At 47.1% G+C, this 13,004-nt stretch carries 11 protein-coding genes; 9 read left to right on the top strand and 2 right to left on the bottom strand.

Translation table 11 applies throughout. The annotated features are described in order from the left end of the window. Window positions 1-134: 134 nt before the first annotated feature. Window positions 135-734: a ribonuclease HII gene (gene rnhB / locus RA156_RS00565; RefSeq protein WP_306641916.1), complete on the bottom strand. Its 600-nt coding sequence runs from the start codon at window positions 732-734 to the stop codon at window positions 135-137. Window positions 735-767: 33 nt separating this feature from the next. After that, the gene (locus RA156_RS00560; protein ID WP_306641914.1) at window positions 768-1,892 is read right to left on the bottom strand and encodes a glycosyltransferase family 4 protein; all 1,125 of its coding nucleotides are present in this window, start codon (window positions 1,890-1,892) and stop codon (window positions 768-770) included. A gap of 75 nt (window positions 1,893-1,967) precedes the next feature. Between RA156_RS00560 and RA156_RS00555 the strand changes: the two genes are divergently transcribed. The 9 genes from RA156_RS00555 to RA156_RS00515 all read left to right on the top strand — a co-directional run bounded on the left by RA156_RS00555 (window position 1,968) and on the right by RA156_RS00515 (window position 12,985). Beyond that, on the top strand, window positions 1,968-3,410 hold the full coding sequence (locus tag RA156_RS00555) for an oligosaccharide flippase family protein (RefSeq protein ID WP_306641911.1): 1,443 nt from the start codon (window positions 1,968-1,970) through the stop codon (window positions 3,408-3,410). A gap of 35 nt (window positions 3,411-3,445) precedes the next feature. Next, on the top strand, window positions 3,446-4,471 hold the full coding sequence (locus RA156_RS00550; RefSeq protein ID WP_306641909.1) for a GumC domain-containing protein: 1,026 nt from the start codon (window positions 3,446-3,448) through the stop codon (window positions 4,469-4,471). A 1-nt stretch (window position 4,472) separates the two neighbouring features. After that, a complete protein-coding gene (locus RA156_RS00545; RefSeq protein WP_306641907.1) occupies window positions 4,473-5,930 on the top strand; it encodes an O-antigen ligase family protein in 1,458 nt (485 codons plus the stop codon). 96 nt (window positions 5,931-6,026) lie between these two features. Further along, a complete protein-coding gene (gene fcl / locus RA156_RS00540; RefSeq protein ID WP_306641905.1) occupies window positions 6,027-6,959 on the top strand; it encodes a GDP-L-fucose synthase in 933 nt (310 codons plus the stop codon). 8 nt (window positions 6,960-6,967) lie between these two features. Further along, on the top strand, window positions 6,968-8,509 hold the full coding sequence (locus RA156_RS00535; protein WP_306641903.1) for a hypothetical protein: 1,542 nt from the start codon (window positions 6,968-6,970) through the stop codon (window positions 8,507-8,509). Between the two features lie 90 nt (window positions 8,510-8,599). Continuing rightward, entirely contained in the window at window positions 8,600-9,718 is a 1,119-nt protein-coding gene (locus tag RA156_RS00530) for an MraY family glycosyltransferase (protein WP_306641901.1), read from the top strand. After that, on the top strand, window positions 9,715-11,220 hold the full coding sequence (locus RA156_RS00525; RefSeq protein ID WP_306641899.1) for a hypothetical protein: 1,506 nt from the start codon (window positions 9,715-9,717) through the stop codon (window positions 11,218-11,220). Before RA156_RS00530 ends, RA156_RS00525 begins: the two co-directional genes overlap by 4 nt. A gap of 55 nt (window positions 11,221-11,275) precedes the next feature. Then, complete coding sequence (gene cyoE / locus RA156_RS00520) at window positions 11,276-12,187, top strand: heme o synthase (protein ID WP_306641897.1); 912 nt, start codon at window positions 11,276-11,278, stop codon at window positions 12,185-12,187. A 3-nt stretch (window positions 12,188-12,190) separates the two neighbouring features. After that, window positions 12,191-12,985: a cytochrome c oxidase subunit 3 gene (locus tag RA156_RS00515; RefSeq protein ID WP_306641895.1), complete on the top strand. Its 795-nt coding sequence runs from the start codon at window positions 12,191-12,193 to the stop codon at window positions 12,983-12,985. Window positions 12,986-13,004: the final 19 nt, after the last annotated feature.

Genomic DNA, 13,004 nt, shown 5'->3' with positions numbered 1-13,004 from the left:
TGAAAGCTCGACGAGTAGCCTTAACTCAATGATAAACCTCAAATAATCCCCGGTGAGTGAGTTAGCGCCGCTTCCAGTACGCAAGCTCTTAACATTGTTAACGTGAGCTTAACATTTCCTTTACATTGAAAAACTCAGAAAAGCTCTAGTTGTGAGGGAAGTAACTGGAAACTCATGCGGTGATGCTCGCAAGGACCATGCTCCTGAATAGCAGCTCGATGACTTGGACTCGGGTACCCCTTATTCGAGTCCCAAGAATAATGTGGAAAGTCTTCATGAAAGCGTTTCATCATCTCATCGCGATGTGTCTTCGCCAAAATACTCGCCGCAGCAATCGATTTATACTTCCCATCTCCTTTGATCACGGTAGTATGTGGCACCTCGTGATATGCGATGAATCGATTGCCATCAACCAGAATATGCTCAGGAGATACCTTCAGCTGTTCGAGCGCTCGGTGCATCGAATAAAAGCTTGCTTTGAGGATATTCACCTCATCGATTTCTTTTGGGGTCATGAATCCGACAGCCCAGGCCAGAGCTTTTCCTTCAATCTCTAAGCGAAGAATATCTCGTTTCTTTTCCGAAAGCTTCTTAGAATCATCCAGGCCTTTAATCGGATTGGAAGGGTCGAGAATAACAGCCGCTGCCACCACTGGCCCAGCCAAACAGCCTCTACCAGCTTCATCGCAACCGGCTTCGATCAACTCTTTGTGCATGTAATTCTTCAACCCCATGAATTCGAAGGTAGAAGATTCAGGACGTGCGGCTTATAGCGCGGCTTCGATACTTTTCCACAGAAGCTCTGCGGTTTTATCCCACGTGTATTGCTCAGTTCTTGCGTAGCCACGTTCGATGAGATCATCACGCAAGTCGCTATCACTTTTGATTCGCTTCATCGCTCCAGCAATCTCACTGACACTTTTAGGATCCACCAAGATTGCCGCATCTCCAGCTACTTCAGGAAGAGAAGTGACGTTACTTGTCACCAAAGGCACCCCAGCTGCAAAAGCCTCGATGGCTGGTATTCCAAATCCTTCAAAGAGCGGGACAAAAACCATTGCTCGCGCAGCGCCCACAATAAGCGCTAATTCATCGGGAGTTCTTCTACCTAGGAAGGACACATCTTCACGGTGAGACATGGCCTTTACTACTTCTTCGATTTCCGATCCCTTCCACATGGGTTGGCCAACGATGAGTAACTTGTAATCGGAGCCTGTATCATTCTTAAACACTTCAAATGCCCGTAACAAACGTGGTATGTTCTTCCGTGGATTCAAGGAACCGACGTAGACGAAGTAGGGCTTCTCGTCCGAGAAATTGGCTCTAACTTCAATACGCTCCTCTTGACTCAACGGACGGTACTGTTCATTCACCCCATTCCCAACTACATCAATACGATGCGAGGGCACGGCATAATGACTAACAATGTCTTTCTTCGAGTATTCAGAGACGGTGGCGATTCGCTCTGCTTTCGCCGCATATTGAGGAAACATCTTCTGATAAAACTCAGACACCTTTGGCGGCAGCAAATGCGGAAGGTGTTCGAAATTCAAATCGTGCATCACCACCAATTGTGGAACATCAGTTCGGAGCGAAGCGAAGCCATCAGGAGACACAAATAGATCAACCTCCAGAGACTTCAACTTTCGTGGAATGGAGTAATCGAACCACCAGCGGTAGAGGAACCTCCTTCGTGCCGGAGGTAATACACGATGGCCAATCACGTTTTCACTAGGAATGAATTCGGAAGGAGGGTTTTCATCAAAGAAAAAATGGAACTCCACTTCTGGATGTGCCAAGGTTATTCTTCGGAAGGATTCCCAAGTAAACCAACCAATCCCTTCGAGTCTTCCGGGACGCAACAAACGTGTATTCACCGCTATCTTGAGCATCTCGGCGAATATACTGGAATTGTACACGTGGTGACTTGGCGCTTATCACTAACTTTCGACCGCTGACCGTGACGCATGCAACGAACCTTCCTTTCTAACTTATCGCTGCTTCTTTTGCTGAACTTGATGATCAAGCCGGCATACTTGCTATTCGTTGAAACGGAGGTGCAGAACCGAGTTGGAGCAGAAGTTTTCGGAAACTATGCCGCTCTACTCAACCTCTCTTTTCTCCTGAACATTTTCTTAGATCTTGGCATCAACACCTTTACGAGTCGTAGTGTTGCGAGACAGCAACATATGGTAGCGAGCTATTTCAATAGCGTTGCGTTGTTAAGACTTTCGCTTGTTGCTTTGTACTTCGTGCTACTCCTAGGTGCAGCACTCATTCTGCAATACGAAGGCGGAGACCTAAAGCTTTTGGCTTGGCTTGGACTCAATCAACTCTTATCAGCCAGCATTTTATACCTGCGTTCTAACCTGAGTGGCATGATGCTTTTCTCTCGTGATGCCGTGGTATCGGTACTTGACCGAGCGATTCTCCTGATAGGTTTAGGTGCTGTTCTTTTCGCCTCACCGGCCGAAGAGGGCTTCAATATCTACTGGCTAGTTTACGGCCAAACAATCGCCTATGCGGTTGGATTGGTGGTTGCCCTGATCATGGTTGTTCAGAAAGCCGGAAAGATTCAACTGCGCTGGAAACCACGTGTGAACCGTGTTATTCTAAAAGAGAGTCTTCCCTATGCATTGTTGGTCTTGCTGATGATGGTTTATTACAAAACCGATTCAGTTATGCTCGAGCGAATGCTCCCAGATGGAGATTATCACTCAGGGGTTTATGCCATGGGATATCGTTTGTTCGAAGCTTCGAATATGGTTGGTTTCCTTTTCGCTACCTTGTTACTGCCACTTCTTTCGAAACAGCTGAAGCAAAAAGAAGACACCTCTCCCCTGGTAAGCAATGCCTTTCGCTTGATCTTGGTAGGTGGGAGCGTCATGTCATTCACTTGTGCCATTTGGCCAACCGAAATTCTAAGTCTGGTCTACGACGCCGAGATTGAAGCCGCAAGTGGTCCATTCGTATTGCTTATGATCGCTTTCTTCTTCATGATGATGACTTATCTATGGGGAACCTTATTGACAGCAAACGGAGACATGAAGGCGATGAATAGAATTGCCGGAAGCGCGGTAATCTTGAACATTGTATTGAACTTCATCCTCATTCCAGAACATACAGCCACCGGTTCGGCGCTAGCCAGTTTAGCCACCCAAATATTAGTAGCCGTAGTGCAAATTACTCTGTGTTACAGGCTGGTAAAGGTAAAGCTGCAGAACGGCGTATTCTTACGCGCCCTCCTATTCTTGGGCATCTTAGCAACTTCTGCATGGGTCACCACAATAATTGACCTAGCATGGGAGTTAGAATTGGCAGGATTCCTGGGGGTAGCAGTTGTAAGTTCCTTCCTAACCGGACTCCTAAGATTGGTATATGTGCGCTCTTTGTTAGCAGATCGCATGTGAACCCTTACTTTTGCCAAAACTTTTGACCCTTGACCATGCAGTCTGAGAAAACCAACAACTCAGGGACTTCCCTGGACTCCACCAACCTGCTTGTTTTCCTATTCAAATGGCGATTCTATTTAGTCGGTATTTGTTTCATTGCGGCTGTAGCTTCGGCTATCGCCTCATTCATCATCGAAGAGAAATTCCGATCTGCGGTGGTCATGTTCGCCACTCCTCAGCACTCGATCGGTGAGCAGTTCTACGAGGAAACAAAGAAGAATGACCTTCTTGAATACGGTGAAAAGGAAGATGCTGAGCGTCTGCTTCAGATCATGAATTCTGACCGAGTTCGAATTCGAATCATTGAAAAGCACAATCTCTGGGACCACTACGAAATTGAGCGCGATGCCCCAGGAGCGAACACCTTGATGCAGAAGGAATACGACGGAAACGTATCAACCCGTCTCACGAAATTCGGATCGATCGAGATCGAGGTGTTAGACAAGCTGAATACGCTGGCTCGTGACATCGCTAACGACATTGCTTACTTGACAGATTCAGTAGCGAACGATATGCGCAATGCTCGAGCGAATGACGCTTTCCAGTACGCGAAGAGTTCGTACCATCAAGTGCAAGAAGAGATTCGCGTCATGGAAGATTCCATGGGGGTTCTTTACGACCTCGGGATCTACGACTACATCACGCAGATTGAAGGTTTGAACGACCAATACGCCACGGCCCTTGCTGAAGGACAACCTGCACGTGCAGAAAACATTCGCGAGAAAATGGCCATCATTTCCGGACATGCGAATGCCTTCAACAAGCTGACCAACCTTTTGGAAGCAGCTTACGATCGTGAAGCCATTCTGAAGAAGCGTTACGATTTGATGCAGATTGATGCGACTTCAAAGCTCCCGTCAACATTTATCGTAGACCGGGCTGCAGCTGCAGATAAGAAGGCCTACCCGGTGCGTTGGTTGATTGTAGCGATGAGCGTGCTTTCAGCATTTGTCTTCTCGGTGATCGCTATCCTGACTTTCGAGAACTACCGCAAGTTGAAGAGCGAAGGGCGTATCTAAGATGATCACTCGTCAGCAACATTTATGGAACTGGATCACCGCCGGTGCATTCATTGCAATTAATGCAGTGTGTGTTGCCCTGGAGTTCTATTTATTCGCCTTGCTGCCGCTTGTACTTGCTATTGTTTGGGCTGCATTTATGCGCCTAGACTGGCTCATGTTCTTCATCGTAGCCTGTGTTCCATTCAGTTTAAACTTGGAACAAATGGACCTTGGTGGAATAGGCTTCTATCTCCCCACGGAACCGTTATTGGCAGGTGTTCTGATCATATTCATCTTCAAGCTTCTAAGTGGTAAAAGCATTGACCGAAGGATCTTTCTTCATCCCGTCAGCTTGTTCCTGTACTTCTATTTAGCGTGGATGGCCATAACTAGTTTAACTAGCGAAATGCCCGTCGTCTCCCTCAAGTTTCTTGTGGTGAAGATGTGGTTTATTGCCGGGTTCTACTTTTTAATGGTGCACATCTTCCAGAATTTCGGGAACATCAGGAAGTTCTACTTGACCTACCTCATCCCGCTTATTGGGGTGATTTCATACACCGTGATCCGACATGCCGGCTATGGTTTTGAAAAAGACCCGGGCCACTGGGTAATGGAGCCATTCTTTAAAGACCACACCTCTTATGGAGCTGTGCTGGCGATGTTCTTCCCCGTGGCTGTTGCTATGCTGTTGAGCCGGAAGATGAACCCACTGCTTCGTGCCATTCTTCTGATCTTTTTTGGCGTACTCTGTATCGGTATCATCCTATCATACACACGTGCAGCGTGGGTGAGCATTGCCGCTGCTGGCGTTTTGATGGTTTTTATGTTACTACGCATCAAACTGCGCACCCTGGTGGTGGTGTTTGCCGCCTTGGTCAGTTTCGTTTGGGTAGCACAAGACCAACTCCTCATCTCGCTTGAGCGAAACAAACAAGATTCTTCAGATGATTTGGCAGAACACGTTGAATCCATCTCGAATGTATCAAGTGATGCCTCCAACCTCGAACGCCTGAACCGGTGGAATTGCGCCTTGGCAATGTTTGAGCAGCGCCCTGTATTCGGATGGGGTCCTGGGGTGTACCAATTCGTCTACGCTCCTTTCCAGCGCAGTCAAGATTTGACCATCATTAGCACCAACAACGCCGATGGTGGGAATGCCCACTCAGAATATCTTGGTCCACTCAGTGAACAAGGTGTTTTGGGTATGGCCAACATGGTCTTTTTGGTCTTTTTGATTTCGGCGTTAGCCTTCAGACTCGCGTACACCAATACTTCGTACGAACTCAAACTGATCATCTTCAGCTCTTTCTTGGGCTTGATCACCTACTTCGTTCACGGAGTTTTGAATAACTACCTCGACACCGACAAAGCCAGCGCTCCTTTCTGGGGCTTCATTGCGGTATTGGTCGCGGTAGACATCTTCCACAATGGCAAAGAGAAGCCTGAAGAAGAACAGGCTGGGAAAATCTCCCTCTAAAGGCTTTGAACATCAATTCGTTCAATGCTTCTTTTTACGCTAGCGCGGAATCGTACGATTAGACGTAATTTTGCTTTGAAATTGGAACTTAGCTAAGTGGAAAAATCGAGCAAGATTTACGTTGCAGGCCACCGAGGAATGGTGGGCTCGGCAATCGTTCGTCAGTTAGAATCCGAAGGGTTCAACAACATTGTTTACCGTACGTCTTCAGAACTTGACTTGATGGATCAAGCCAAGGTGAACGAGTTCTTCGAAACGGAGAAACCTGATTACGTATTCTTGGCAGCGGCCAAAGTAGGCGGCATTCACGCCAACAACATTTACCGTGCGGAATTCCTGTACAACAACTTGATGATTGAATCGAACATCATTCATGCGAGTTACGTGCACAAAGTGTCAAAGCTCCTTTTCCTTGGAAGCTCTTGTATCTACCCGAAATTCGCCGAGCAGCCCTTGACTGAAAATGCTCTGCTTACTGGTTCACTAGAACCAACGAACGAACCGTACGCCATTGCTAAAATCGCGGGCATCAAGCTTTGCGAAGCGTACCGAGATCAATATGGTTGCAATTTCATTTCAGCCATGCCTACCAACTTGTATGGCCCCAATGACAATTACGACCTACAGACCTCTCACGTTCTACCGGCGTTGATTCGCAAGTTCCATACAGCGAAAGAAGAAGGACATCCAAGCGTGCCGGTTTGGGGTTCAGGATCACCAAAACGTGAATTCTTACATGTGAACGACCTGGCAAAGGCGTGCATGTTCTTGATGAAGAATTACAACGAAAAACTTTTCGTCAACATCGGAACCGGTGTTGATGTAACCATCAAAGAACTCGCAGAAACCATTAAGGAAACCGTTGGTTTTGAAGGCGAAATTGCATGGGATGCAACCAAGCCTGACGGAACACCGCGTAAACTCATGAACGTTGGATTGATTAACGGCATGGGCTGGAAGCACGAAATTGATCTGAAGGAAGGTATTGCTATGGTGTACGAAGACTTTAAGCAACTCGACTTCGCGTGATTCGGAGCTTGACGTACGCACTCACCCTATGCACCCTTTTGGTTGGAACTTCTGTTTCAGCCCAGATCTTTCAAACCCCATTGGAGCGACACATGACCACGGCTATTGAGTGGTCAATTTCTGGTACAGACACTACGCTACACACTTCAATGAAGCCGTTTCACTACGACCAATTCACCTGGGACAGTGTACCGCGCTTCGACGTTTGTGATCGTCGTTACTTCAATAATGCAGAGGTTAAATTCCACCGCGACCACCTCATCCAAATTGAAGAAGACGACTTTCAGTTCTACATGGATATCGTTCTTGATCTCGACCTCGGTCGCGATTTCGGCGACACCTCATCTTGGCAAGACACGGTTCAAATCTTCAATAACACCCGAGGCCTCGCCTTCTACGGTCAAATTGGAGATCGTGTGGGCATACATGCCACCGTTTTTGAAAACCAGACCCAGTTCAGAAACTGGATGTTCAATTTGACTGATTCCCTTGCGGTTATCCCTGGGCAAGGTCGATTTAAAGAATTGGAGTCGAATGCTAGAGACTACAACTCTGCAACGGGAGTAGTGAGTGTGAAAGCTACTGACTGGCTTCAAGTACATTTCGGACAAGGCAAGCACTTCATCGGGAATGGTTATCGTTCAATGCTTCTCTCGGATGTTGCATTTAACTATCCGTTCTTACGTCTGCAGGGAACTTTTTGGAAAAACAGAATTCAATTCACCTCGGTCAATGCGGAGTTGAACAACCTCGAGCGATTGCCCTTGGGGGAAGTTCCGGAATCACTCTTCAAGAAAAAGGGGTTCACTTTCCGCTATTTGAACATTATCCCACACCCTCGTTTTGAGATCGGCTTGTATGAAGGGGTGATTTGGCAGCGTTGGGACTCCACGGGTACAAAGGCCTATCCAGCGCCGTTCTTTATTCCCGTACCATTTGCCGCTACCGGAATCTATGGTCTCGACAGTCTACAGAATTCAGTGGTTGGGGTGAACCTGAAAGCGAAGATTACAGACAACCTGTATGTGTACGGTCAAGGAGTTGCCGATCAAGAAGAGCTGCGATTTACTGGCTTCCAAGCTGGCTTTCATTGGAGAGAGTTTCCTTTCCGCAATATGAGCTTGCAGTTTGAGTACAACGAAGGCGGCCAAGGCATCTTTACTCACCGCAATCCGTTGCAATCGTACTCTCATATGAATCAAGGGTTGGCACACCCACTCGGCACGAACTTCAAGGAATACGTGGTGATTCTGCGTCACGGTGTGAAGCGTTTGTGGTCAGAATGGAAGGGTGTGTATCAGATTCACGACGGTGGAAACCGAGGGAACATTGCGGTGACTCCTGACATCGTGCTTTCATCATTGCACGAACCAGGGACGACCCTCTTGAGCGATTTACGCTTTGGATACCTGATGAACCCAACAACCAATTTGAATATGATACTCGGGTGGAGTTGGCGAAGTAGAGAGACAGAGACAGGTGCTCTGAATAGCTCATACTACTACATGCAATTCCGCCTAGCTCTCTTTAATAGATACTATGACATTTAAGCACTTACGACATAGCTTACATGGAATAGTGGGAAATACTTACACGGCATTCCATTGGGGTTTGCCTAATTTTGAACAAAGCGTACAATCGTGAAAGAGATCGCACTTGGCTTCCTGACCGCACTTTTCTTGGTGATCATCGCCATGCCTTCATTGATCAAGGTGGCGAAACTCAAGCACCTTGTTGATGAACCTGGTGACAAGCGTAAGCTTCACCGACGAAGTGTACCGACGATTGGAGGTATCCTCATTTTCGCCGGAACTATTCTTGGGTTCAGTTTGTGGTTCCCTTCTTCTAGCGCCTACGAACTAGGAATGGTTTACGATCCACTGCGCGCACTGCATGAATTCAAATTCCTTGTAGCCAGCATGTTCATCTTATTCTTCCTCGGGTTGAAAGATGACATTATTGGTGTGAGCCCGAGTAAGAAACTCATGGTTCATATGGTTGTAGGTGCCATCCTCGTATTTATGGCCGATATCCGAATCCGTGATTTCTGTGGACTCTTCGGAATCAACGATATGCCTGATTACATCAGCTACCTCTTCTCTGTCTTTGTTTACATCGTCATTGTCAATGCAATCAACTTGATCGATGGGGTTGACGGTCTTGCAGGAGGAATTGGACTGATCGCTAGTTTCACTTTCGCCTACTGGTTCTACCAAACCATGGACCTTCCGTTGGCCTTGCTAGCAGCTGGTCTTGGAGGAGCATTGTTGGGCTTCCTGGTCTTCAACTTCAATCCCGCCCGAATATTCATGGGAGACTCCGGCTCCCTGACCATCGGTGTGGTCATATATGTCTTAGCTACACAGATGATCGATTTCCCTGTCGACCGTCTTCCAGCAGGAATTCGTGGGGTATCGAAGCCGGTACTAGCTATGGCTATTCTAGCCTACCCATTGATTGACACCATCCGTGTATTCTTTATTCGCACTATTCAAGGTCGCTCACCTTTTAGTGCTGACAAGAACCATATCCACCACCGCCTTCTCGCCTTGGGCTTGAACCATCGCCAGACGGTATTGTGTCTTTATGGTTACACTGCATTCATTATCGTCTTGGCTTTCTTGATGCCTGCGAATCGTCCGAATATTAGCTTCCTAATTGTTGGAGGTGTGGCATTGGCATTAGCTCAAGGAATCTTCTTCATCCCAACGAAGGAGGAAAAGAAGATGAAAGCAAAAATCGGAGAGCAAGCGGCATGAGATACGGCATCCTTTTAGCCTTTCTTCTTTTTTCGCTGATCGCGGAATCGCAAATCCCTACTGGTTATCAGCACTGGGAGAATCTGAGCGAAACAGAGCATCGTATTCATACGAGCAAACCTCACCACACGCACATTCGTCCGCTGAGTCCGTTCCTTGATTCCACGCTAGTGACATTAACAGCAGACTCAAGCCTCCTGAAAGGTGACGGATTAAGATACACCATCAAACCTGTTGCCGATCTAATGGGAGGAGGTTCTGCCAGCCCAAGCTTCGGCGTTGCAGGGTTTGGATCACTCGGAGCTCACTTCACTGGCGTATTCAACGATCGCTTTTACCTCAATACAGGTTATCAGTTTGGATACTTGTACTTCCCCGACCACCTGCAATTATTCGCAAAGCAAAAGCGAACACTTCCAGGGTTGGGTGAAGTCACACCTATTGGAGATGCCTTTGGAGCGCATTACTGGACAGCCTCTGCGGGCATGCGAATTGGAAAGTACTTCAATCTAGACATCGGCCGAGACAAGCACTTCTGGGGAAATGGATACCGTTCCATGATTCTCAGCAACAACGCCGCTCCCTATTACTACGGACGTTTCACCACTAAAGTGTGGAAGATCAAATACACGAATCTTTTCACCGGCATGGACAACCTCGACGAGCTCACCCAAGAGCGACGTCGCAAGTATATGGCCCTGCACTCATTGAGCTGGAACATCAATCACCGCGTCAACTTAACATTATACGAGGCAGTTGTATGGCAAGCTCAAGACACACTTTCTCAACGCGGATTCGAACCAGCGTATTTGAACCCCTTCATATTCTATCGTCCGGTGGAGTTTGCTCAAGGTTCAGCAGACAATGCACTGCTAGGTCTCGAGATGCGCATTGAGATTACTACGGAAGTTCAGCTGTACACGCAGTTGTATTTCGATGAGTTTCTCATGGCAGAACTGCGACGCGGAGCAGGTTGGTGGGGCAACAAGTTCGCATGGCAAATTGGTGCGAAAAGTTGGGACCTGTTCACAGACAGTCTCATGCTTCAAACAGAGTTCAACTTGGTTCGTCCGTTCACCTATACTCACGGAAGTGAGGTACAGAGCTATGGCCATTTGAATCAATCATTGGCACACCCGCTTGAAACGAACTTTATAGAATGGGTAACGCGAGCGAAATGGATTCGAGAAAACGAAACACTTCATGGCACCTTCATTCTTGGAAGCTTTGGACGCGATAAAGAAGGACTGAACTATGGAGGTGATGTCTTCACTTCCTATGCAGATCCATGGCAAGCCTATGACAATCGCATTGCGCAGGGAGAAAAGAACACCCTCCTGCAGTTCATTGGAGAATACGAACGTCCGCTCGACTTCTATGGCCTTTCAGCCGTCGGTGGCATCGGCGTTCGAAAAGTCTTCAACTCACTGGATTCACCATTTGATGCATGGTTAATGGTCGGTGTAAGGACGAGTTTGGTACGTCCATACCGAGATATTTGATTTATTCAACATCCGGGGGAATAGATGGTTTTTATAAGTAACTTTGCCCCCGATTATGGAGAACCTAAAGTCAGCTGAGTCAATTTCTCGTAGCTACTCCTTCGGAGATCGCATGAAGGATATTGCGGCCTTTTTCAAGGTGCGCCTGACGCTTATCGTTGTTCTGTCATCATTCTTAGGCTACCTCATGGGAGCTGAGCAAGTCAGTTGGTTTGCTGTTTCAGCCCTCGTTGTTGGTGGATTCCTACTCACTGGAGCAAGTAACGGATTGAATCAAGTTTGGGAGAGAGACCTTGACCGCTTGATGAAACGCACACAGAATCGTCCGCTTCCAACTGGAAGAATGGGTGTAGCAGAGGGCATTACCTTGGCTACTGTCAGCGGCCTCGCTGGAATCCTGATTCTTTGGCAATTCCTAAATCCTTTGAGTGGTCTTCTTGGAGCCATTGCTATCTTCTTCTACGTGTTCTTGTACACGCCGATGAAACAACGCAGTCCACTTGCTGTATTTATCGGAGCGTTCCCTGGAGCTATTCCACCAATGCTTGGATACGTTGCCGCAACAGGAGACTTCAATGTTGAACCAGGAACCTTGTTCGCTACGCAGTTCATGTGGCAATTCCCTCACTTCTGGGCCATTGCTTGGGTTGCGCACGAAGACTACACGAAGGCTGGGTACAAGCTTCTTCCATTTAATGGAGGGCGTACCAAATCATCTGCTTTCCAGATCTTCCTATATAGCATGGTTCTTATCCCTGTGAGTTTACTTCCTTGGGCTTTGCCTGCCGAAGCACCAATGATTGGTAACTGGGGAGCAGCTGTTGTAGCTATTTGTGGTGCCATCTTCGCATGGTACGCATGGAAGCTTTACAAGAGCACCGACACCAAAGACGCCAAAATCTTGATGTTTGCTTCATTCATCTACCTTCCGATCGTTCAAATAATGTATGTCATTGACAAACTCTAAAGAATGAACGAAGATTCTTCAAACCAACAGCCCCGTAACAAGAAAGACGTATTCGCAGATTTCGATCCTGACGTAAAAGTGAGGACGAAAAAGATGTTGATGTACTTCATCATCTTCGCTATCGTCATGTTATTCGGAGGATTCACTTCAGCTTACATCGTAAGCAGCATGGGTGAGTTCTGGGTTCATATCAACCCACCTACCTCACTTTGGATCAGTAATGTGATCATCATCATCTCGAGTCTGACCATTTGGTTGGCACTTCGAGCAATGAAGTCTGGGAATAAAGGACTTTCGATGGCCATGATGGTCGCCACCTTGGTTCTGGGTGTGGCTTTCACGCTCACCCAAAAAGCTGCTTGGGACGAACTCCATTCAAAAGGAATGGGATGGACTGTGGCTCAAAACGGTCAAGGTCTTGAAGCTTACCGCTGGAACAGTCTTGATAAGGTAAGTGGCGAGTACGGAGTGGACTACTACGTACACAAAGACGGAAAGAAATTGATCTATGATGATGGCGAGTTTTACGCGTCAGATGACGTGCTTCAAGCTGAGCCAATCACCAAAAAGGTGCACAAACAAACGAACTCAAACGGTTCATACATTTGGGCATTGATTGGTATTCACATCCTGCACCTTGTGTTCGGATTTGTATACCTTGTGATTAACATTGTGCGAATTAGTAAGGGCAAAATCAATCAGAACGAAACGATTAGTCTATACACCAATGGAATGTACTGGCATTTCTTGGGCATATTATGGCTGTATTTGTTCGTCTTTTTGTTCTTAATTCATTAAAATTGCGGCAAATTTCCTG

Origin of the sequence: Sanyastnella coralliicola (assembly GCF_030845195.1) — a bacterium.
Lineage (GTDB): Bacteria > Bacteroidota > Bacteroidia > Flavobacteriales_D > Sanyastnellaceae > Sanyastnella > Sanyastnella coralliicola.
This window is presented reverse-complemented; position numbering and strand designations above follow the sequence as displayed.